Genomic DNA, 20,631 nt, shown 5'->3' on the forward strand with positions numbered 1-20,631 from the left:
CAAATGGCATCGGAACTGTTTACCGACGAACGCGTGTCGACCGAAAAGACGCCTTCGCGCGAAAGGAACGATGATCGCATCATCGATCTGAGCCGCGCAGGCAAGGGCAATTATGCAAAGGTGCGCTCGTCTTTCATCGAAGCGTTATGGTTTGTCGTCGAAGCCAGCGTCATCAATAACAAGCTCGTGCCTTTCTCCGGCCTGCGCGTTGCGCTTTTGCGGCTATTTGGCGCAAGGATCGGCTCGGGTTGCCGTTTCGTGCATCCGGTGCGCGTAAAAGCGCCCTGGAATCTCGTGGTCGGCGATCACTGCTGGTTCGGCGTGAATGCGTGGATCTACAACCAGGCGCCGATTCACATCGGCTCGCACGTCTGCATTTCCCAGGGCGCTTTCCTCACGACCGGATCGCATGCCATGAGCACGACGATGGATCTGCGCGTCGCGCCTATCGTCATCGAAGACGGCGTGTGGATCACGGCGAACTGCGTCGTGCAGATGGGCGTCACGATCGGCCGTTCGGCCGTGGTCACGCCACTGTCCGTCGTGCATCGTTCGCTCGAGCCTGAAGGCGTCTATGGCGGCAACCCATGCCGCTTCATTCGCAAGCGCTTCGATTGAAAGTCACGGTTCATCGAATTGCCGTTCTTCGATACTCGACGCGCACTCGATTCTCCAATTCCCGCAATGAAGGTGGCTCGATGAAAGTGCTGATGATCTCGCTCAACTATGCGCCCGAAGTCACCGGGGTTGGAAAATACTCGTCCGAAATGGCGGAATGGCTCGCATTGCGCGGCCATACGGTACGCGTCATTACCGCGTCGCCGTACTATCCCGAGTGGCGCGTGCAGTCCGGCTACAATCCGTGCACTTATATGACCGAGTGCATCAACAATGTGTCCGTCATACGCGTTCCGTTCTGGTGCCCGAAGCGTCCATCCGGTCTGAAACGCGTATTGCATCTGATGAGCTTTTCGCTTTTCGCCATTCCGGCCGCGATAAAGCAGATCACGTGGCGTCCTCAGGCCGTATGGCTCGTCGAACCGCCTTTGTTCGCTTCTCCCGTCGCATTGTTGGCTGCGCGCATAGCCAGCGCTTCATGCTGGCTTCATGTTCAGGACTATGAGGTCGATGCCGCTTTTCGCCTTGGCATACTGAAAGGCCAGGCTGCGAAACGGCTCGCCCTGCGTATCGAAAAATGGCTGATGTCCCGTGCCGATGTGGTTTCCACGCCGTCCGCCGCAATGACACGGCTCGCCGTGCAAAAGGGCGTCCCTTGCGAAAAGGCCTTTACGTTTCCGAACTGGGTCGATATGCAGCACGCGCACCCGGATAGCCAGCTTAGCTCGTATCGCGCGCAACTCGCCATCGACTATGGCGTACGGGTCGTGCTCTATTCGGGAAATCTCGGGCTCAAGCAAGGTCTGGAAATCATTGCGGAGGCCGCGGCGCTTCTGACGTGGCGCAGAGACATCATGTTCGTGATTTGCGGCGCGGGACCCGCAAAAGCGTTTTTGCTCGACAAGGCGCGCGATCTGCCGAATGTGAAGTTTCTCGATCTGCAACCGAAGGATCGCTTCAACGAACTGATGGCGCTTGCGGACATGCACGTCCTTCCACAACGCGCCGATGCCGCGGATATCGTCATGCCGTCGAAGCTCGGCGCGATGTTGTCGAGCAATCGCCCTGTGATTGCAACAGCCAATCAAGGCACCGAGCTATGGGACGTCGTGAACGAGGTGGGACTCGCGATCGAACCCGAGTCGCCGAAAGCCTTGTCGCACGCCATCCTTCGCCTCGCCGACGACCAGCCGCTTCGCGAGCGTCTCGGCGCACTCGGCCGGCAATATGCGGCGTCCAATCTATCGAAGGAGTCGATTCTTCTGCAATTCGAGGCGCGACTTCGCAGCTCGGTGACCGCAAGGCGCCGCGTCGGCGACGAAGCGACGACGATCTAGCCGCCGATGCCTCAGCGCTTCTGCCGGCTTCGTCCACGATATTCAGTCGGGGACATCGAGAACTCCTTGCGAAACAGCTTCGAGAGTCTTTCTCCGTTGCTGAGCCCCGTCCGGCGCGCGATCTTGTCGACCGGCAGATCGCTACTCTCGAGCAATTTGCACGTGAGGTCCAGACGCGCGCGAAGCAGATACTTCGACGGCGTGACGCCGATTTCACGCTTGAAGAGACGCAGGAAGTTGCGCTCGCTCATCGAAGACATGCGCGCCGCGTCGACTACGGAGATCGGCTTTGCGCAGTTGCGCACGAGCCAGCGCGCCGACGCGCGCGCTTTCTCCGCGAGCGTCGTGTCGTACATTTGCTCCAATGTGCTCGCGAGAGAAAGGTCCGCGCCCGAGCCGAGACGGTCCGCCACGCGCACCGCCAGTTCCGCGCCCAGATCCCTTTTGAGCAACGCAAGCGACGTCATCAAGGCTTGATCGCGTTCGTACTCTGGAAGAATATCGGTCGTCGACCGGGGATGAATGTCCTGTTTCATCGAAGGCCATTCGCGTGGTCCCACACCTGCCGCCGACAAAAGCATGTGACCATTGCCGATAGCGGTAATCTTCACGCTCTTCGCGCTGACACGTCGCAATAGATCGATGAGCCCGTCATCCGCGGAGGCGCGCGCCACCCCGCTGCCCCCGGCGACGAAGAGGTTATCGAGGCTATCGAAATGACGGCCTGCGAGTTGTTCGGTCCAGACGGACATCGAAGACGAGCACGAGACCGTTCCGCCGCGAGCCGATACGAGATTCACGCGATACGTCAGCGAACGGCTCGCGCCCTCGGATTGGAGTTCGTTCGCCACATGCAGCGCCTCGGCGAACATGCCCGCGGCGAGCAACGAAAATCCGTCATACAAGATAATGCCGACATGCTTGATCACCGCTGAATCATTCACGGCATATCCGCCATGGGCGGCGCAAGCCACAGCGTCGAGGGCGTCAGATGAGTTTGACATCGCGGAGCCTCCAAGTCGTTGCGTTGGTATCCTTCGTATGGAACGAGCGTATCGACTGCAGGGCGTGATCGAACTTATATGCGGCTGAACGTCTCACAGGATCAGGCTACAGGTAAGAAAAAATTGCGTCGAGAACTCAATAAAAATAGGCATCCATATGAAAAAACTTCCGTTCCATTTTTAATGGACGAATGCTCACGGACGTTCGTATAGACGCAATACATGGAATGGCATCTCTTATGAAGAACTAACGTCGATTTGCGTAATAAACAATCGAGGGCGTTTTTTGGACGCCCTCGATTTCAATCGTCTACCAATCACGTCATATTCAATTCATATCTTATGACGAGCAGCATTATCGCCGCTGGTCACTCATCCGCGAGTGGCGCGTGTGAAGTCTCACGGCTCGCGAGCATTGCGATCAGCGCGACGCCTGCGGCCCCCACGAGATACCACGCCGGCGCGAGCCTGTTGCCCGTCACGCCGATGAGCCACGTTGCGATCAGCGGCGCGGTGCCGCCGAACAGCGCATTGGCCGCGTTGAAGCAGAAGGCGAAACCGCTATAGCGCACGCGCGTCGGGAAGATCTCGGAGAGAAAGCACGGCAGCGTGCCATCGTTCATCGTGAGCAGCGCGCCGAATGCCACCTGGATCGCGACAATCATCGCGAAGCTCGCTCCTGCCAGTCCCTTGAAAAGCGGCACGGTCAGAACGGCGAACAGAATCGAAGCGCCGATCAGCATCGACTTGCGACCCACGCGATCCGACAGTGCGCCCATGATGAAGATCAAGCCGATATAGGCCGTGAGCGATATCGTCGCGGCGATGAACGAGGCGGTCTCGCTCATGCCCATCTCGGTAGAGAGATAAGTCGGCATGTAGCTCAGCACGAGGTAGAACGCCACCGCATTCAGGCACGTCGCGCCGAATGCGATCAGCATCCGCCCGCGATGCTTCGACAGCAATTCGGCAATCGGCGCCTGCGTTGCCTGATGACTCCGCTCCATTGCCTTGAAGCGCGGCGTGTCTTCCAGCTTCACGCGGATATAACGGCCAATCAGTCCGAACGGCGCAGCAAGCAGGAAGGGCAGACGCCAGCCGAACGACTGCAACTGCTCGCTCGTGAGGATCGCATGCATCAGCGCGATGAGAATCGAGCCGAACAGCAGGCCCGCCGCCGTGCTCGCGGGCACGATGCTCGTATAGATGCCGCGGCGCTTGTCCGGTGCGTATTCGGCGAGAAACGCAGCCGCACCCGCATATTCCCCCGAGGCCGAAAAGCCCTGCACCACGCGCACGAGAAGAAGCAGCGCGGGCGCGAGCATGCCCACCTGGGCATAAGTCGGCAGCAGTGCGATCAGGAACGTCGAACACGACATGATCAGAATCGACAGCGACAGCGACGTGCGTCTGCCGATCCGGTCGCCCACGTGACCCCATACGATGCCGCCGATCGGACGCACGATGAACGAGATCGCGAATACGCCGTACGTGGCGAGCAAACTCGTGGCGCCATCGGTCTTCGGAAAGAAGACGACGGCGATGATCGTCGCCAGATAACCATACGATGCATAGTCGAACCATTCGACGAAATTGCCGATGAAGCTCGCACAGGCGGCACGCTTCAATAGCTTCGGGTCGACTTGCGTGCTTTCCTCACGCGATGCCTGAGGCATCGCGACCTGCGCGGTTACCGCTCTTTCCGTGTTCATCGACTGTCTCCGGACATGATGATTCGATTGCGCTACGAAAATCCCGGCGGCCGCGCCGCCGGTTCGCGCACCGCGCGTTCAGGCTGCGATGATGTTGCGCTCCGGCCCGTAAGGAAAGCCCGTGATGTTGGTGGCGCCCTGCTCGCCCACGACGAGGATGTCGTGCTCGCGATAACCGCCCGCGCCGGGCAAGCCTTGCGGCAGCATGATCATCGGCTCCATCGAGACGACCATGTTCGGTTCGAGCACGGTCTCGATGTCCTCGCGCAATTCGAGTCCGGCTTCGCGCCCGTAGTAATGCGAGAGCACGCCAAACGAATGACCGTAGCCGAACGTGCGGTACTTCAGCACGCCGTACTCGGCGTAGATCTTGTTGAGTTCGCTCGCGATATCGCAGCAGCGTGCGCCCGGCTTGATGAGTTGCAGTCCCGCTTCATGCACTTCGACATTGATCTTCCACAGGCGCAGATGAGCATCGGAACAATGATCGAAGAACATCGTGCGTTCCAGCGCCGTGTAATAGCCCGCGATCATCGAGAAGCAATTGAGGCTGAGGATGTCGCCCTTCTGCACCTTGCGCGTGGTGACCGGGTTATGCGCGCCGTCCGTATTGATGCCCGACTGAAACCATGTCCACGTATCCATGAGTTCCGAATCGGGAAAACGTCGCGCGATCTCGCGCACCATGGCCTGCGTCGATGCGAGCGCCACTTCGTGCTCGGGCACGCCTTCATGCACGGCTTGCGCGAGCGCCGCGCCGCCTGCATCGCACACGTTCGCGCCGTGCCTGATCACGTCGATTTCCTCCGCCGACTTGATCATGCGCAAACGCATCGTCTGCGTGCCGATATCGACGAACTCGACGGCTGGCAGCGCGGCCCTCAGCTTCGATAACATTTCGACGGGAAGCTGATCGAACTCGACGCCCACACGCCCACTGTCCTCGATTTCGCCCTGCACGGCGCGGAAAAAGTTATCGCGCTGCCAGTCGGTATAGACGACGTTGTAGTCGCCAACCGTGCGCCGCCACGGCTGGCCGCCGTCGATGTTCGCCGAGATCGACACGACCTTCTTCTGCGTCACGACGAGCCCGTATTTGCGCCCGAACGAGCAATATAGAAAGTCCGCGTAATAGTTGATGTTGTGATACGACGTGAACAACACGGCGTCGATGTTTTCGCGCGCCATCAGATCGCGCAGCTTGCCGTGGCGACTCGCATATTCGGCATCGGAGAACGTGTGCTTCGCTTTTTCGCCGTTCTCGATGCGGATCAGGTTCTCCATTTTCATGCACTCAGCTCCTGGGTGAAAAGTCCGTCGGTGTGAGTGAATGGTAGGAGCCTGATGGTTTCGAACATTTCCCGATTCGACGTCAAAATTCGCCTTTTCGACATCGAGGGTTAACCACGTACTGCGTACGTACGCGCCTGTTTCAAAGCGCTTTTTGATAGCGGCGGCGGTCGGCTATCGGCGAAATGCCGAACTGTGCCTTGTAGCGCGTCGAGAAATGAGTGAGGGACGTGAAGCCGGTGCGCGCGCATACGTCTTCGAGCGTGCGCGCGGTCCGGTACAGCAGTTGACGCGCGCGCAGCAGCCGTATTTCGGTGTAAGCCTGTGCCGGCGTCTTGCCGAAACGCTCTTGAAACCATCGCTCCAGCTGGCGTTGCGAGACCTTCACGAACGCCGCGATCTCCGCGATGCTGAGCGTTTCCTCGATGTTGCTCTCCATGACTTGCAGCGCTTCATCGAGCTTCGCGTGTGCATCGCCGATGTATTGCCGCAGCGACGTCACTTGCCGCTCTTCATGGCCACGCCGCTCCGCGACGAGCAATTCGAGCACGCGCGCGGCGAGCGCGGGGCTCCCCGGGGGAAGCGCGAGCAAGTGCACCATCAGGTCGAGCGGCGCGACGCCGCCGCTGCACGTGTACCGGTCGCGGTCCACTTCGTAAAGCCGGTTGGAAACGGTGAGCTTCGGAAACTGTTCCAGCAGCGTGTCCTGATCTTCCCAATGGATCGTGCAGCGGTATCCGTTGAGCAGACCCGCGCGCGCCAGAAAATAGCTGCCCGTATCGAGCCCGCCGAGCGCGCTGCCGCGACGTCCTTGCAGTCGCAACCAGTCCATGATCGCGCCGATGCCTTTGCGCGGAATCGGATTCGGTCCGACGACGAAGACCGCATCGAACGCTCCCGACTCCGCCATGGCGACATCGGGAATCACGCGGATGCCGTCGCTCGATCGAACGACATCGCCATTGCCATTACCGCCGATCAGCGTGTATTCGTAGACCGTACGCTCGACGAGCATATTGGCGATACGCAACGGATCGACCGCCGTGCCGAGCGCGATCAGCGAGAAGTTCTCGAGAAGCAGAAAGCCGATCCGCATGACACGCAAATCGTGCATGCCGGGATTCGCATGCTTTGCTTTCGAACGCGCAGCGGCGGATGACATCGGAAGTCTGAGCGAAAGAGTGATGAACCTCCGGCATCATAGCGTCTCCGTCTGTGTCGATTTGCAGGGAGATCGCTCGTCGTGTTCATGAAGTAGCTGGAACTGCCACTCGGAGAACATCATGCGCAAGCTCATCGTTTCGACGTTCATCAGTCTGGATGGCGTCATTCAGGCACCCGGCGGACCGGAGGAAGATCGCAGCGGCAGCTTCGTCCTGGGCGGCTGGATTGCACCCTATTCCGACGAAGCCATCGGCCAGTACTTGCAGGAACTGCTTTCGCAACCGTTCGAGTTGCTGCTGGGACGTTGCACATACGATATCTTCGCGTCGTACTGGCCACACGTGCCGGCCGATGCGCGCAACCGCGACATCGCCGACCTGTTCGACCGCGTACCGAAGCATGTGGCGACGCATCGATCCGGCGATCTCGACTGGCAAAACAGTCATGCGCTGGACGGCGAACTCCCCGACGCGGTACGCGCGCTCACACATCAGGACGGAGCCGATCTGTTGACGTTCGGAAGCGGCAACATGGTGCGCCAACTACTCGCAGCCGGCCTGGTCGACGAGCTAAGGCTTCTGATCTATCCCGTCGTACTGGGTCGCGGCAAGCGCCTGTTCGGCGACGACGCAAAAGCGTCCGCCTTCACGCTGACGCACTCGGCCGCCACGTCCGGCGGCGTAATCATTACGCGTTACATCCGCGACGGTGAAGTGCGAACCGGAACGGTCGGCAAGGCCGACTGAGCGATTGCGACGCGCGGCACCTTCTGGCCCTGGGACATGAACTCGCTCGCCAATACGATTCTCGTGCTGCACGCGTTGATCGTGCTGTTCATCGTCGGCGGACTGATCGCGATCTGGGCGGGCGCCGCATTCGGATGCGCCTGGGCGCGCAATCGCGTGTTTCGGATCGCGCACATCGTCGCCATCGGTATCGTCGCGACGCTGGCTGTCGTCGAGCTTCCGTGTCCGCTCACCGTTCTGGAAGATCGATTGCGCACCGGGCAGTCCGGCACGCAAGGCTTCATACAGCGCTGGGTCGGCGCGTTCCTGTATTTCGATTTTCCCGCCTGGGTCTTCACGCTCGCCTACGTGGCCTTCTTTCTTGCCGTGGTCGCCACGTGGCGCGGCATTCCACCGCGGCGCACGATTCAGAACGACGAACGTGCGAGATAACCGGTCGGTTTGCTTCTGAGCTTGCGGCTCACCTTGAGCGCGAGCAGCACCGGCTTCGTGATATGCGGACGAAGGATCGCGTGCTTGCGAACGTATTTGGGCACGTACCACTCGGAGCGCGTGCCAGCGTAGAACAGCGCGGCGTGCCCCGCTCGCAGCGTGCGCGGCTCCTGACCATCGGCGGTGATGATGACTTCGCCTTCGATGACGTAGATCGTTTCATCCTCGTCGAAATACCAGTTGAAACGGCCGGCAGTGCAGTCCCAGACCCACGACGACGTGGTCGTATCGAGACTTTGCGACCAGCGGCCGCCGCGTGCGACAGGATTGCCTTCGAGGATCCATGCCGGGTCGATCGGCGCCGGCTCGAGTTGTACATCGTCGAGACGCACGGACTCGAAAACGGGAGTTGTCATGGAGGCTCCTTTATGTTGCTGATGATCGGTCATAAATAGAGCGAGGAAATGCTCACTCGTCTGATTCGGTAATTTGCTCCGTCGATGTAGTTGCGGAAGCCCTAGACGGAGACATCTCCGCGATGAAATCGTTCACCGCTCACCTTACAACTTGTAATGTAAGGCCATGATGCCACACCTCTGAGCATTGCAAACATAAATGCATGCATTTGCATGACAAATGGAAAGCGTGCGGAAGAGTGGAGAAACTGGCGATATGCGAGCGCGAATAAAGCGGCTCGAAAATGGAGGCTAATGCAGTTGCTGAAACGCGAGGAAATAGCCGTTGCAATCGGTCATGGCGAATTCGGTTGCCATGACGGACGCGAGTTCTATCGTCAATGCAACTGCAACGTGCCGACAAGCCCGGAGATGCCGAGCCACGCCAGTTGCAGCCCGATGCAGAACAGCACGAATGCGAAAAGCCGCATCGCAATCTGGGTTCCGGTCTTGCCGAGCAGCTTCGCGAGACGTCCCGCGAAGCGCACGCAGAGGAAAATGCAACCGCACAGCAACAGCAGCGCCACGACGACGCCGGCCAGATGCACCGGCGAGAGCCCCGCGTGCGGCGTGCCCGTGCCCAACGCGATGGCGACCGCGATCGATCCCGGCCCAACCGTGATGGGCAGCGTCAGCGGATAAAAAGCTCTCGCACGCAAGGAAGCGGCGCGCCCGGCATCCTCGATCGGCGCGGCGCTTTCGTCCGAGGGCGATTGCAGCAGACCCCAGCCCGCCATCGCGATCACCAGGCCGCCTCCGACGCGCAGCACGGCCTCCGATATCCCGAAGAACGACAGCACATAAGCGCCGACCGACAACGACACGAGCAGGATCACAAAGCCGTTGATCGCGATGCGCCGCGCCAGTTCCGCAAGGTCCGCATCGCTCGCGCCGCGCACCATCCCGAGGATGATCAATGCAACCGCAGGCGGATTGATGATCGGGAACAGCGGCGTCACGATCAGAAGAACGGTCTTGAAGAACTCGTGGATCATCGCGCACTAGCCCTGCAACGAAGCCCAGCGCACGAGACCACTCATGCCGGCTTCTTCCAGCTCCTGCACGCCGCAGTCCCTGACGATGAAAACGGCGGCCATGTCGGGCGCGTTCGCCGGGGACAGCCGGCGCGGCGCGGCGAATGTCGTGCCGACGCTTTGCAGAAGAATGCGATCGCCGGGAGCCGGGCCTGCGACGATCGCCTTCATTCTCAGAAGCCGGCCGCCCAGAACGCCCGAGATGTTCTCCATCCATTCGAGCGTCTGCTCCCATTCGGGCGTGCCGTGGAAGCGCGCACAAAAGACGCGCAAGCGCGGATGCAGCAGCACGCGGGACGAACGCCTGCCTTCGTCCGCTTCGTGCGCGATGAGCGCCTGACCGCTCTCGATATCGCGAAAAGCAACGCGCGCGCGTTCACGCACGCTGTCTTCATCGACGAGATGTGCGAGCGGATTGATCCGTGCGATACGCGCGCGTTCGAGGCAGCGTTGTTCATCGCCGACAAGATCGGTCTTGGTCAGCACGATCGTGCGCGCCGCGCCGAGTTGCGCGGCGACATCGTCGAATGAATCGCCGTCGAGCGGCGGGCGGCTGCAATCGTAGGTGACCGCGATATGAACGCGCAGTCCCATCGCGGCGAGTGGATTCAGCGAGCGCATCACTTCGCCCGGACGCGACAGGCCGCTGCATTCGAGCACGATGCGCTCGAATGCGGGCAATCCCGCTTCGATGCGCGACGCCACCAGATCCTCGATGGTCATCACCAGATCGTTGTTCAGCGAACAGCACACGCAGCCGTTGCTGAGCGTCGCCATCGCGGCGCCGCGCGCGGATTCGGAGAGAACGGCGCCATCGATATTGATCGCGCCGACCTCGTTGACGATGATCGCCGTCGATGTCTGCGCGGCGCTGTCGCCCAACAACGCTTCGAGCAGCGAGGTCTTGCCGCTGCCGAGCATGCCCGCGAGCATCATGAATTGCGTTGCGGGCGCCTTCATTTCGATGGCTCCGTTGCGCGCGCATACGGCGTCTCGCCGTTCTTCCATGTGGCTGCGACCATCGCGCGAACATCGCCGAGCAGTTCGTCGACATCGAATACGACGCCCGAGCGAATCGTGTATTCGAGCGCGCGTTTCTGTTCGACCGCGCCGAGTTCGTCGTTCAGGCGCGTCGCGCCCGTGCCGTAGAGAAGCTTGAAGTCCGCCAGCGGATTCTCGCGATGCACGAGCACATCCGCGCGACGCCCGACTTCGAGCACGCCCGCCTCTTCACCGATGCCGAGCAGATCCGCCGCGTGCGAGGTTCCCGCGCGCAGGACTTCCATCGGCAGAAAGCCCGCTTCCTGAAGCAGTTCGAGCTCGCGCACATAGCCGAAGCCGTAGATCTGATACATGAAGCCCGAATCGCTTCCGGGGCACACGCGTCCGCCGAGATTCTTGTAGTCGTTGAGGAAGTGCATGAAGATTCGGTAGGTCTCGCGCCATTCGACCTCGTTCTTCACCGACCATCGATAAAAATACGCACCGTGTCCGCCGCGCTGCGGCTGAAAGTACTTCCATGTCGTGCTGTCCGTGTAGCTGCCGTGCCATTCTGCGCGGCGCGCGCGCATCACCGTCAATTGCGCATGATGACAACACGTGCGCAGGCCGAGCTTCGCGCATTCGTCGAGCGCGGCCTGCATGATCGCGGGCGGCGCACCGAAGAACTTCACGCCTTCCGCGCCTTTGTCGCGCGCCTGTCGAAGCCATTCGCGTCCATCGTCGGGACGATAGATGGTCTTCAGATGATCATTGACGGCGGGAAAATAAACATAGGGATAAAGATGCGGCGCCGCGATGCGATTCGCCTCCGTTGCCGCCTTCTGCTCGCATGTCCATGCGAGTCCGTTCATGCAGCCCGTTTCGCGCACCGACGTGACGCCGTGCGCGAGCCAGAGCTTGTAGATGTAATCGGCGGGCAGCATCTCGCCGTTCTCCGCATGAAACGGCGTGCCGATATGCGCGTGACTGTCGATGAAGCCCGGCGACACATACTTCCCGTGGCAATCGATCTCCCGGTCGCCGCGCGCCGGACGGCGGTCCGGGTTCACCGGCTTGTGCGGCACGCCGACCACGGCAAGCTCGGCGATCCTGCCGTCCTCGATGACGATATCGGCGGGGCCGAACGGCGGCGCGCCCGTGCCATCGATCACCGTCGCGCCGCGCAACACGAGGCGGCCGAAGGGGCCTTCGCCCCGGTCTCGCGTCGTCGATGCCCGGACCTGCGCAAGACCTTTCTTCGCGAAACCGGCGACCATTTCCTCGCCGACTTCGATTTCGAACTTCGATGCGCTCATCTATTCACCTCGCACTCGTCGGCACGCGTTCTCAGTGGTGATCGAATAGCGCGATCTGATTGGCCTTCACCATCGCGTGCACTTTCGCTTTGAACTTCATGTCGGGATCTTTCTTGCACGCTTCCACCACGGTTGCGGCGACGGGCTGAGCCGTATCGATGACCGTCGTCTCCGTGCCCTTCACGCCGAGCTTGTCGACGCCGGCGACGTAGTAGACCAGCGCGGGTTGATACGCTTCGTCGACCTGCACGAAGTCCGCGCACGACATCTTTGCCGGGGCGACTTTCATTTCCTTCGCGCTGGCGGCTTGAACAGCGAAGACGCACATCAGGGCCAACAGGATTTTTGCGGGCTTCATATAACACTCCTTGGTTTCGTTGAATGGTGAATCAGCAGACTGCAGGCGTATCGTAGAGAGGCAGAGTTAGCGCAGAATTACTCACGCTGGCTGCGCCTGCCCGGCATGCATCAGCGTCCAGCCAATGCCGCGCACGTTGCGGATCAGCGCGCGACCGAAGCGCTTGCGCATCGAGTGGATGAGCACGTCGAGCGCATTGCTCTCCACTTCGTTGCCCCAGCCGTAGATGCGTTCTTCGAGTTGCGTGCGCGACAGAATCGCCTCGGGCCGTTCGAGCAGCGCATGCATCAGCGCGAATTCGCGCGCGGACAAGGGCGACGCCACGCCCTCGCGCAACAGCGTGCGACGATCTAGATCGAGGCTCATCGAGTCGTCGCCGATGCAGGATGTCGCATAACCAGCCTGGCGGCGCAACACCGCGCGGATGCGCGCCAGCACCTCGCGCACGTCGAAGGGCTTGAGCACGCAATCGTCCGCGCCGACATCGAGACTGCGCACGCGTGTTTCCGGATCGCTGCTTGCGGTGAACGTCAACATCGGCACCTTGTTGCCCGATTCGCGCGAGGCTCTCAGCAACTGGAGACCGCCGCCGCACAGCAGGCCGAGGTCGAGCAGCACGACCGCGTAGTAAGCCGCATCGATGGCCAGGCGTCCGGCTCTCGCATCGCGGACCCAGTCGACCTGGTAGCCGCCATCTTTCAAGGCCCGGAACAGGGCCTGCCCCATTTGCAGATCGTCTTCAACCAGTAACACGCGCATGATCTTCCTTCTTTTTCGCAAGCGTTCGTCGCAGTTCGTTGAAATGGCAGGCACACCGTCGCCGATTCATTATTACGGATACCGAATCGAACGGGATGATGTTCCAGCGAATTGCCCGACGCCGCGATCATCGAAAATCAGTCGAGCGTGAGCAGTTTAGATTCGTGTCGAGATGTTGTCTGTCCTCACGAAACAGGACAGAACCATTCGATGTCAGCCGAGCAGTGCCGTCAGCGCAACGAGTTCGCGCTGCGTGCCGATGCCGAGTTTCGCCAGCGCGCGCTGCTTGTAGGTGACGACGCTCGCAGGCGATAGTGCGAGCATCGCGCCGACTGTCTTCGCGGTCTCGCCCTGCCCCAGAAGCTTCGCAACGGAACGTTCGCGCTCGGACAGCGCCGTGTGCCATTTGATCGAAATCTCGCGTGGCACGCTCGGCGTCGCGCGCAACATCGAATGCGTCGAAGCGAGCGCGGCGAGAAAATCGGCGAAGGCGGCGATGCAGGCTTTGTCGCGTTCGCTGAAGCGCCCCATCGCGGTGGAGCGGTAGAGGCTGAGAAAGGCCGTGTGTTCCGTGCCGGGCGCGATGATCGACAGCTTGTCCGCGATGCCCGGCTCGATGAAGAAGCGTTCGAAATATTCCGCGTTCGATGCGCGGTCCATCATCAGCGGGCGGACCGCGGGCATGAGCGGCTTTATCGTTTCGGTCGTTTCGGTCTCACCGATGTGGGCAAACTCGCGCACCAGCGGGTCGTCGCGATAGCAACCGCCCACATACGCTTCAGTCAGCCGTGTGGCGACACCGCGCGCGCGCCGGCTCGCCAGCGCGGAAATGTGCGCGTCGCGCGGCTTCACGTTGACGAGCACGCAATGCTCGATCTCGACGAGACCGGCCAGCGCCGCAATCAGGTTGTTGCCGAAATCGTCCGTGCCCGCCGCGCGCACGCAATTGGAGAAGGGAAGAATGGCTGCAAAATCTCGCGGATTCATATGAATGCTCATTGCCCTGAAAACGATGCTGGGATCGCGCTCGAAGAGCAAAGAGCCGGGTTGCCCTCCGAGCGCTGGGAGGCAATGGCGCGCGAGCATATATCCGCGATGATGCACTGCGTGATCGATGTCTTGTCGTCGCGCGAACGGACTGGCAACTGGACTTTGTTTCATATGTCCACTTGAATACCAGTCATCCAAGTGGTCGCTATGTTAGGAAGGGGAAGTGGTACCGTCTTGTCGTTTTATCCCCGCAAAAGCGACGATTTCGGCATATTTTCGTCAATTGCAAAAGCGAGCCCGACTATGCGATGCAAGTCGTCGGGCGACGCCCGGAGATCTGATCGAACGTTCAGTCTCTCCTGTCGCTTTCGGGCTCATGCATGTCGCGTGACCGAAGACGCTCCATTACGAAGCGCGGGTCGTGCGAACCTGCATGAACCCATGGTTTTCCCGATGACCGGTGCGGCTCGCACCGAATCTCATTGCAAGGGATGAATGGCGATGATCACGTTGTCGTCCACATCGCTCGCGTATAGCGTCTGTCCGTTCCACAGCAGCGCCCCGATATCCGGCAGCGAAACCGGAAGCGATCCTGTCGCCAGTTGTGTCTGACCCACCACGCCCGCGACGGTGCTCACGACGCCCGCGGGCGAAATCTCCCGGATCGTGTTGTTGTTGAAGTCGCTTGCGTAGATGTTGCCGGCCGGATCGAGCGCGAGCGCGTCCAGTCCGTTGAAGGTCGCGGCAGTGCCGGGACCGTCCGTCGAGCCTGAAACGGACGTCGAACCCGCGAGCGTCGTCACGACGCCGCTGGTCCCGTTCAGCCCGATCTTGTAGAGCACGCCGGCGCTGGCGTTCAGATCGTCGTCCGAGACGTAGATGTTGTTGGCCGAATCGATCGCGATGCCCTGCGGATTCACCAGCGCCATCGGTGCGCCGCCCGAGTTGCTGGCGAGCGAGATCAGGTTCACCTGGCCCGCCGGCGTGATCTAGGCGAGCACGCTCGGCTGTGTCGGCGTCGACGTGAACACGTACACGTTTGAATTGCTGTCCACGGCGATGGCGCCGCCGCCGTCCGTCTGAACGGCGAGATTCGTGGCGGCGTTCGTCAGCGTCGTCACCTGCCCGGCCGGCGTGATCTTGCGGATGACGGCGGCCGTGGCGTTGGCGCCCCGATCGGTCACGTAGAGATTACCGGCGCTGTCCGATGCCATCATCCAGGGCCCGGCGAAGAGCGCGCCGCCGCCGGCGCCATCCGCTGAACCCGCCTGCCCAGGCGTTCCCGCGAACGTCGATACCACGCCGTTGCTGATCTTGCGGATCGTGAAGTTGCCGGTATCAGCGACGAAAATATCGCCCGCTGCGTCCGACGCGAGGCCTTGCGGAATGTTGAATTGCGCGGAGGCCGCGGCTCCATCGGTCGAGCCCGTGGCATCGACGACGCCCGCATACACGCTGACGACGGGCTGCGTGGCGGGCGGCGGTGGCGGCGGATTCGACGACGACGACGAACTCCCGCCGCCGCCTCCGCACGCGCCCAGAAGGCTCGCCAGAGCGCCGATGACGACAAACCGTCCGATCGTGGACGAACCAGAAAGAGGCGAAAACATTTTCATAGGATATCGAAGCATATTTGCTGGAAGTGACCGGCATTTCCGGCCGGCATCGAAAAACTCGCGCGTGGTCCTGCGCCACGAATTCTTCCCTTCCAGACTTAGTTGCCAATTACGCGCGGGCGTTGGCCGTCTCCGCCGCCGTGGCAAGCGCGCTCGGATCGGGGGAACGCGCTCAGCGAGTGCGCAAAAGTCTAGACAAAAACCCGACGCGACGTGGATACAGCGCAAAACGGCCTGACGCGATGCCGTCCCCGCTAAGTGCTCCAGCGCACAAATCCCTTGGGGCATTTGCGTCCATAAGTGCGCCACCCCGCATAAAAGGCCGCTAAAAAAGACTTAGCGCTCAAGAGACACGCCTAAGGAAAGCGACTTAGAAATTCGCTAAGAATGCTTGTCATTTACCCCTTGAGCCAAGGGGCTAAAGCTTTGTTCGCCAACGCACCGAAGGGGAAAATCAAAAGGATGTTTAATCTTGGCAAACGTGCAACCAGAAGCTCAAGAAAATGCGCGACACTAAAACAAATCTCAGCGGCTCAGGGAACGGTAATGTTGCCCGAATCGCGTTTTACCGAAGCTCAGGCGTGCGTATCGGTAATTTCGAGCGAGGAGGCAACTCATGACGCCCATCGTCTTTGGGGGGCGCTTCGGTTGGCTTCATGTCGGCCAGGGCAAGCAAGGGGTCGTGCTGTGCAACCCGTTCGGGCATGAAGAAGCGTGGGGGCACAAGGCCATGCGCTTTCTGGCCGAAGAGCTGTCGCGACGCGATATTCCGGTCCTGCGCTTCGACTATCTGGCCACGGGCGATTCGGTCGGCATCGATCACGAAGGCGATCGGCTCGATGACTTCGTCGCGGATATCGGCGCGGCTGTCGATCGCTTGCGCAAGGAAACGGGCGTAACGAAGGTGACGTTGTGCGGCTTGCGTCTCGGCGGGACTCTGGCTGCGCTTGCATCGCACCATCCGCTCGTAGATTCGCTGGCGCTGCTGGCTCCCGTCCTCAACGGCCGTCACTATCTGCGCGAGCTGACAGCGTTGCGCAAGACGTGGGTCGAGAATCTTCCCGTCGTCGTGCGTGAGGGGCAGATCGATTCGCCCTTTCACGTACTCGGGCAGGTCTATAGCGAAGCGTTTCGCAACCGCCTGAGCGGACTCGATCTCGGCAAGGCCATGAGCCGTCAGCCTGCCATGCCCAAGCGCGTATTCGTCGCCGATATGCGACGCGGCGCGAGCCAGTCGCTATGCGTCGCACTGCGCGATCGAGGCGTCGAGGTCGAAACGGAAACCTTCGACGACTACTTCGATTTCATGCAGGAAACCGCATCGTCCACGTTGCCGGAAACGACGCTCAAGCGAACCGCCCAATGGATAGCGGACAGCATGAAGGAAAGCCGCGCCGACGATCTCGCATCGCTGCGCGCGAGAAAGGCCGCGCGGCCGGGCATGTGCGACGATGCGATCATCGAAACCCCGGAAGCGATCGAGCGCCCCGTGATCTTCGGCGCTGCGGGGCTCTTTGGCATCCTGTGCGAGCCGCGCGACCGGCTCGCGGGCGGCACGGTGATCGTCATCACGAATACGGCGGGCAGCGTGCATCATGGCGACAGTCGGCTGTCCGTGCGGATCGCGCGTGAAATGGCGCGGCGCGGCATCGCGTCGCTGCGCTTCGACGCGCGTGGCATTGGCGACAGTCCGGCGCGATCGCCTGACGGCACGCTCGATACAACGGCGACGATTCACGCGGAAAGCACGATCGAGGATGTCGGGACTGCGGCCGCATGGCTCAAGCGCAAAGGCTACGATACCGTCGTCATGTTCGGCATCTGCTCGGGTGCGTACAGCGCGTTGCGGGCATCGCTCGTCGAACCGGCTATCGCGGCTGTCATCGCCGTGAATCTGCAGCGCTTCTATATTCCCGAAAGGATGACGCTGCAAGAGTTGCGAAACCAGCGGCGCAACACGATGGCGCGTCTCGGACCCGCGCTTCTGAAGCCAGCTAAATGGTGGCTGGTTCTAAGCGGCAAGCGCGGCCTCAAGCCGATCATCAAGGCGTTCGCCTCGAATGCGGCGGCGCGGCTGCATTCGCAGTTGTTCAGCGTCAAGGCCAAAAAAGTCGTGCATAGCGGCGAGACGTCGCTCACTGACCCGCACAGTGTGGTTCACGCGCTCGAACGCAAGGGCGTACGCACGCTGCTCGTGTATGGCGCGGGTGACGAGGGTCTTGATCAGCTCAACGCGCACTTCGGCAGGCACGGAAAGAAACTGTCGCGGATGACGAGAGTCAAGGCCGCAGTGTGTAAGGACGTCGATCACGCTCTCTACGATACGCGCGCATTCGCCAGCGTGATTGCGCTGTCGGCGACGTTCATCAACGATCTGCAACCGAAGAGCGTGCCGGTGATGGAGCCTGTTTCACCGCTCGGGGTTTCGCAGCAGTTGTGAAGGTGTGGGGTGGGGTGTGTGACGGACTGCTTGCGCGAGCAAGCAGTCCGTTTGTTTTTTCTGATCCCGCAAATCGACCCTGTCTGTCTTAAGCCGACAGCCCTCCGTATCCTGTCTCCCGTCATCCGACACATCGACTCCCGTCGAGCACCCGCGTATCGACTCAAAACTGCGCCAAGCGCAGATATTTTCTCTTGCAATCAATCTCTTAGATTAACCGAACAGATCTTCTAGCCCTGTCTGGCACGCCCCTCGCATATGTAGCTGCGAGCGCAACGATTGGTGCTCAACCAACCACCAAACCAGATATCCCAGGAGCTACATCATGTTGAAGATCGACAACCTCGCAGTCAGCAAAGAACTCGGCCGCGCAGAAATGGGCGCCATCGTCGGCGGCGCGAGCATCTTCCAGAACAACGGCATCAACTCCAACTACAACGGCGGCTTCTCGTTCGCCAGCCCGCAAACCAACGTCGCTCCGGTGACGCAGGTCGATGCTTCGCAACACACCGACGTCGACGTGAAGAACATCACCAAGTCGCTCGCTTCGGTCGGCAGCCTGCTCGGCGGCGTGGCGCTCTAAACCCTCATCCAATCATTCAAGTCCTCAGGAGAACCATCATGTTGAAGATCGACAACCTCGCAGTCAGCAAAGAACTCGGCCGTGCAGAAATGGGCGCTATCGTCGGCGGCGCGAGCATCTTCCAGAACAACGGCATCAACTCCAACTACAACGGCGGCTTCTCGTTCGCCAGCCCGCAAACGAACGTCGCTCCCGTGACGCAAGTCGATGCCTCGACGCACACGAACGTCGATCTGACGAACATCACGAAGTCGCTGACGTCGGTTGGCAGCGTGCTCGAAGGCGTGAAGCTCTAAACCCTCATCCATCCATTCAAGTCATCCGGAGAACCATCATGTTGAAGATCGACAACCTCGCAGTCAGCAAAGAACTCGGCCGTGCAGAAATGGGCGCCATCGTCGGCGGCGCGAGCATCTTCCAGAACAACGGCATCAACTCCAACTACAACGGCGGCTTCTCGTTCGCCAGCCCGCAAACGAACGTCGCTCCCGTGACGCAAGTCGATGCCTCGCAACACACCGACGTCGACGTGAAGAACATCACGAAGTCGCTCGACGCTGTCGGCAGCCTGCTCGGCGGCGTGAAGCTGTAAGCGTTACCCCGCGAAGGGAGAGGGAGCAACATTGTCTCCTTCTCCCCTTCATCGAAGGTCCTCTCTCTGAATTTTCCGGCCCTCGCGCGCAATGCGCGGATCTACGCGGCCACCGTTTCCTTCCGTTTCGAAATCCGACGTCTCAGGGCAATCGCCTAGTTGACAGCGTCATTTTTGACTCCCTACACTGCATACATCGCTGCACACATTTGAATACGCAAACATGTGTGGTGCAAATTCCGACGTCATATGCGGGTTTACTCTTATTCGGGAGTCGATCATGGTTCAGTTGTCCCGTTTCACCCTTCGTGCTGTCGCGTGCCTGGCATTTGTCGGCTTGGCAGCCGCCCATACGCCCGTTCGGGCCGAAGACGGCAGTGCCTGGCAAAGCGTGAAGAAGGCTGGCGTGCTTCGTTGCGGTGCCGCGGTCGCGCCGCCGTACGTGATGCGCGACCCGAAGACGGGCGAGTACAGCGGCTTCTTTTCGGAGTTGTGCCGCAACTTCGGGCAGAACGTACTAAAGGTGAAGGTCGAGTTCGTCGATACGACGTGGGACAACATCGTCGCCGGCCTGCAATCGGACAAGTGGGATCTGTCGATGGCGCTGAATCAGACACCGGAGCGCGAAAAAGCGGTCTCGTTTTCGACGCCCGCGACGGACTACAACGTGTCGTTTGTCTATAACAAGAACAACCCGAAGATCCCCAAGGGCGCGCGCAGCATCGCCGACATCGACAAGCCGGGCGTGACAGTCGCCGTGATGTCGGGCGCGGCGCAGGACAAGGCGATCACGGCGACATTGAAGCAGGCGCGCATCATGCGGCTGCCGGGCAACGACGAAACCCGCCTCGCGCTGATGTCGAAGCGCGCCGATCTTCTCGCCGATGCCAACATCACCAACATGCTCCTGACCGAGGCGCATCCCGACTGGGCCGCGACCGTCCAGCCGAGTCCGCCGCTCGCGCAACAGGAAGTCGCGTTCGGCGTGCGCAAGGAAACCTCCGCCGCCGATCTCGCCGTGCTCAACGATTTCGTGAACTCGCAAGTCAGAACGGGCGCTGTCGACAAACTCATCAAGACGTCTGTCCAGGCGATGCTGGTCGCAAACAAGTGATGTGACGCGCCAATTCGCGCCCTGTTCGATTCTCTTCGAACAGGATACCTAAGCATCGCGCGCTCTTTAGCGCGCTTGCTGGAGAGATTT

The 20,631-nt window shown here is 60.7% G+C and carries 22 protein-coding genes; 9 read left to right on the plus strand and 13 right to left on the minus strand.

Translation table 11 applies throughout. The features are described 5' to 3' along the window. Window positions 1-3 precede the first annotated feature (3 nt). Window positions 4-618, plus strand: a complete 615-nt coding sequence (locus BTHE68_RS26695) for a DapH/DapD/GlmU-related protein (protein WP_162069331.1) — start codon at window positions 4-6, stop codon at window positions 616-618. Between the two features lie 80 nt (window positions 619-698). After that, entirely contained in the window at window positions 699-1,955 is a 1,257-nt protein-coding gene (locus BTHE68_RS26700) for a glycosyltransferase WbuB (protein WP_162069332.1), read from the plus strand. Between the two features lie 11 nt (window positions 1,956-1,966). On the opposite strand, the gene BTHE68_RS26705 is transcribed toward BTHE68_RS26700, so the two are convergent. The 4 genes from BTHE68_RS26705 to BTHE68_RS26720 all read right to left on the minus strand — a co-directional run bounded on the left by BTHE68_RS26705 (window position 1,967) and on the right by BTHE68_RS26720 (window position 7,075). Beyond that, a complete protein-coding gene (locus BTHE68_RS26705; RefSeq protein ID WP_225936655.1) occupies window positions 1,967-2,899 on the minus strand; it encodes a GlxA family transcriptional regulator in 933 nt (310 codons plus the stop codon). Between the two features lie 428 nt (window positions 2,900-3,327). Then, window positions 3,328-4,671: an MFS transporter gene (locus tag BTHE68_RS26710; protein ID WP_162069334.1), complete on the minus strand. Its 1,344-nt coding sequence runs from the start codon at window positions 4,669-4,671 to the stop codon at window positions 3,328-3,330. Between the two features lie 78 nt (window positions 4,672-4,749). Continuing rightward, window positions 4,750-5,961, minus strand: a complete 1,212-nt coding sequence (locus BTHE68_RS26715; RefSeq protein WP_162069335.1) for a M24 family metallopeptidase — start codon at window positions 5,959-5,961, stop codon at window positions 4,750-4,752. A gap of 142 nt (window positions 5,962-6,103) precedes the next feature. After that, the gene (locus BTHE68_RS26720) at window positions 6,104-7,075 is read right to left on the minus strand and encodes a GlxA family transcriptional regulator (RefSeq protein ID WP_162069336.1); all 972 of its coding nucleotides are present in this window, start codon (window positions 7,073-7,075) and stop codon (window positions 6,104-6,106) included. Window positions 7,076-7,244: 169 nt separating this feature from the next. On the opposite strand from BTHE68_RS26720, the gene BTHE68_RS26725 reads away from it, so the two are divergent. Together BTHE68_RS26725 and BTHE68_RS26730 are read left to right on the plus strand one after the other, a co-directional pair. Next, the gene (locus BTHE68_RS26725; RefSeq protein ID WP_162069337.1) at window positions 7,245-7,871 is read left to right on the plus strand and encodes a dihydrofolate reductase family protein; all 627 of its coding nucleotides are present in this window, start codon (window positions 7,245-7,247) and stop codon (window positions 7,869-7,871) included. 36 nt (window positions 7,872-7,907) lie between these two features. Next, the gene (locus BTHE68_RS26730) at window positions 7,908-8,303 is read left to right on the plus strand and encodes a DUF2784 domain-containing protein (protein WP_162069338.1); all 396 of its coding nucleotides are present in this window, start codon (window positions 7,908-7,910) and stop codon (window positions 8,301-8,303) included. On the opposite strand, the gene BTHE68_RS26735 is transcribed toward BTHE68_RS26730, so the two are convergent. From BTHE68_RS26735 to BTHE68_RS26775, 9 genes are all read right to left on the minus strand, one after another. Then, a complete protein-coding gene (locus BTHE68_RS26735; RefSeq protein ID WP_162069339.1) occupies window positions 8,279-8,719 on the minus strand; it encodes a cupin domain-containing protein in 441 nt (146 codons plus the stop codon). The genes BTHE68_RS26730 and BTHE68_RS26735 overlap by 25 nt on opposite strands. A 377-nt stretch (window positions 8,720-9,096) precedes the next feature. After that, a complete protein-coding gene (locus tag BTHE68_RS26740) occupies window positions 9,097-9,753 on the minus strand; it encodes a MarC family protein (RefSeq protein WP_162069340.1) in 657 nt (218 codons plus the stop codon). Between the two features lie 6 nt (window positions 9,754-9,759). Next, window positions 9,760-10,752, minus strand: coding sequence for a CobW family GTP-binding protein (locus tag BTHE68_RS26745; protein WP_162069341.1), 993 nt, complete (start codon window positions 10,750-10,752; stop codon window positions 9,760-9,762). Then, entirely contained in the window at window positions 10,749-12,089 is a 1,341-nt protein-coding gene (locus BTHE68_RS26750) for an amidohydrolase family protein (protein ID WP_162069342.1), read from the minus strand. The genes BTHE68_RS26745 and BTHE68_RS26750 overlap by 4 nt, the downstream gene beginning before the upstream one ends. Before the next feature lie 31 nt (window positions 12,090-12,120). Further along, on the minus strand, window positions 12,121-12,447 hold the full coding sequence (locus BTHE68_RS26755; protein ID WP_162069343.1) for an HdeA/HdeB family chaperone: 327 nt from the start codon (window positions 12,445-12,447) through the stop codon (window positions 12,121-12,123). A gap of 81 nt (window positions 12,448-12,528) precedes the next feature. Beyond that, entirely contained in the window at window positions 12,529-13,206 is a 678-nt protein-coding gene (locus BTHE68_RS26760; RefSeq protein ID WP_162069344.1) for a response regulator transcription factor, read from the minus strand. Between the two features lie 213 nt (window positions 13,207-13,419). Continuing rightward, on the minus strand, window positions 13,420-14,193 hold the full coding sequence (locus tag BTHE68_RS26765) for a helix-turn-helix transcriptional regulator (RefSeq protein WP_232078134.1): 774 nt from the start codon (window positions 14,191-14,193) through the stop codon (window positions 13,420-13,422). A gap of 482 nt (window positions 14,194-14,675) precedes the next feature. Beyond that, window positions 14,676-15,167 carry an SBBP repeat-containing protein gene (locus tag BTHE68_RS26770; protein ID WP_162069346.1) on the minus strand — a complete coding sequence of 164 codons (492 nt, stop codon included), beginning with the start codon at window positions 15,165-15,167 and terminating at the stop codon, window positions 14,676-14,678. Window positions 15,168-15,185: 18 nt separating this feature from the next. Next, a complete protein-coding gene (locus tag BTHE68_RS26775; protein ID WP_162069347.1) occupies window positions 15,186-15,812 on the minus strand; it encodes an NHL repeat-containing protein in 627 nt (208 codons plus the stop codon). A gap of 616 nt (window positions 15,813-16,428) precedes the next feature. Here BTHE68_RS26775 and BTHE68_RS26780 point away from each other — a divergent pair. The 5 genes from BTHE68_RS26780 to BTHE68_RS26800 all read left to right on the plus strand — a co-directional run bounded on the left by BTHE68_RS26780 (window position 16,429) and on the right by BTHE68_RS26800 (window position 20,541). After that, complete coding sequence (locus BTHE68_RS26780) at window positions 16,429-18,252, plus strand: alpha/beta hydrolase (protein ID WP_162069348.1); 1,824 nt, start codon at window positions 16,429-16,431, stop codon at window positions 18,250-18,252. A gap of 325 nt (window positions 18,253-18,577) precedes the next feature. Further along, window positions 18,578-18,835 carry a hypothetical protein gene (locus tag BTHE68_RS26785; RefSeq protein ID WP_061177564.1) on the plus strand — a complete coding sequence of 86 codons (258 nt, stop codon included), beginning with the start codon at window positions 18,578-18,580 and terminating at the stop codon, window positions 18,833-18,835. A 38-nt stretch (window positions 18,836-18,873) separates the two neighbouring features. Beyond that, on the plus strand, window positions 18,874-19,131 hold the full coding sequence (locus BTHE68_RS26790) for a hypothetical protein (RefSeq protein WP_162069349.1): 258 nt from the start codon (window positions 18,874-18,876) through the stop codon (window positions 19,129-19,131). A 38-nt stretch (window positions 19,132-19,169) separates the two neighbouring features. Continuing rightward, window positions 19,170-19,427, plus strand: a complete 258-nt coding sequence (locus BTHE68_RS26795; RefSeq protein ID WP_162069350.1) for a hypothetical protein — start codon at window positions 19,170-19,172, stop codon at window positions 19,425-19,427. Between the two features lie 280 nt (window positions 19,428-19,707). Further along, window positions 19,708-20,541: a transporter substrate-binding domain-containing protein gene (locus BTHE68_RS26800; RefSeq protein WP_162069351.1), complete on the plus strand. Its 834-nt coding sequence runs from the start codon at window positions 19,708-19,710 to the stop codon at window positions 20,539-20,541. The last annotated feature ends 90 nt before the right edge of the window (window positions 20,542-20,631 follow it).

The sequence above is a fragment of the Burkholderia sp. THE68 genome (assembly GCF_009938265.1).
In the GTDB taxonomy this organism is placed as follows: domain Bacteria; phylum Pseudomonadota; class Gammaproteobacteria; order Burkholderiales; family Burkholderiaceae; genus Caballeronia.

Coding starts and splice junctions, on each gene's coding strand:
- BTHE68_RS26695 (WP_162069331.1), top strand. CDS start 4: ATGGCATCGGAACTGTTTACCGACGAACGCGTGTCGACCGAAAAGACG.
- BTHE68_RS26700 (WP_162069332.1), top strand. CDS start 699: ATGAAAGTGCTGATGATCTCGCTCAACTATGCGCCCGAAGTCACCGGG.
- BTHE68_RS26710 (WP_162069334.1), bottom strand. CDS start 4,671: ATGAACACGGAAAGAGCGGTAACCGCGCAGGTCGCGATGCCTCAGGCA.
- BTHE68_RS26715 (WP_162069335.1), bottom strand. CDS start 5,961: ATGAAAATGGAGAACCTGATCCGCATCGAGAACGGCGAAAAAGCGAAG.
- BTHE68_RS26720 (WP_162069336.1), bottom strand. CDS start 7,075: ATGCACGATTTGCGTGTCATGCGGATCGGCTTTCTGCTTCTCGAGAAC.
- BTHE68_RS26725 (WP_162069337.1), top strand. CDS start 7,245: ATGCGCAAGCTCATCGTTTCGACGTTCATCAGTCTGGATGGCGTCATT.
- BTHE68_RS26730 (WP_162069338.1), top strand. CDS start 7,908: ATGAACTCGCTCGCCAATACGATTCTCGTGCTGCACGCGTTGATCGTG.
- BTHE68_RS26735 (WP_162069339.1), bottom strand. CDS start 8,719: ATGACAACTCCCGTTTTCGAGTCCGTGCGTCTCGACGATGTACAACTC.
- BTHE68_RS26740 (WP_162069340.1), bottom strand. CDS start 9,753: ATGATCCACGAGTTCTTCAAGACCGTTCTTCTGATCGTGACGCCGCTG.
- BTHE68_RS26745 (WP_162069341.1), bottom strand. CDS start 10,752: ATGAAGGCGCCCGCAACGCAATTCATGATGCTCGCGGGCATGCTCGGC.
- BTHE68_RS26750 (WP_162069342.1), bottom strand. CDS start 12,089: ATGAGCGCATCGAAGTTCGAAATCGAAGTCGGCGAGGAAATGGTCGCC.
- BTHE68_RS26755 (WP_162069343.1), bottom strand. CDS start 12,447: ATGAAGCCCGCAAAAATCCTGTTGGCCCTGATGTGCGTCTTCGCTGTT.
- BTHE68_RS26760 (WP_162069344.1), bottom strand. CDS start 13,206: ATGCGCGTGTTACTGGTTGAAGACGATCTGCAAATGGGGCAGGCCCTG.
- BTHE68_RS26765 (WP_232078134.1), bottom strand. CDS start 14,193: ATGAATCCGCGAGATTTTGCAGCCATTCTTCCCTTCTCCAATTGCGTG.
- BTHE68_RS26775 (WP_162069347.1), bottom strand. CDS start 15,812: ATGAAAATGTTTTCGCCTCTTTCTGGTTCGTCCACGATCGGACGGTTT.
- BTHE68_RS26780 (WP_162069348.1), top strand. CDS start 16,429: ATGACGCCCATCGTCTTTGGGGGGCGCTTCGGTTGGCTTCATGTCGGC.
- BTHE68_RS26785 (WP_061177564.1), top strand. CDS start 18,578: ATGTTGAAGATCGACAACCTCGCAGTCAGCAAAGAACTCGGCCGCGCA.
- BTHE68_RS26790 (WP_162069349.1), top strand. CDS start 18,874: ATGTTGAAGATCGACAACCTCGCAGTCAGCAAAGAACTCGGCCGTGCA.
- BTHE68_RS26795 (WP_162069350.1), top strand. CDS start 19,170: ATGTTGAAGATCGACAACCTCGCAGTCAGCAAAGAACTCGGCCGTGCA.
- BTHE68_RS26800 (WP_162069351.1), top strand. CDS start 19,708: ATGGTTCAGTTGTCCCGTTTCACCCTTCGTGCTGTCGCGTGCCTGGCA.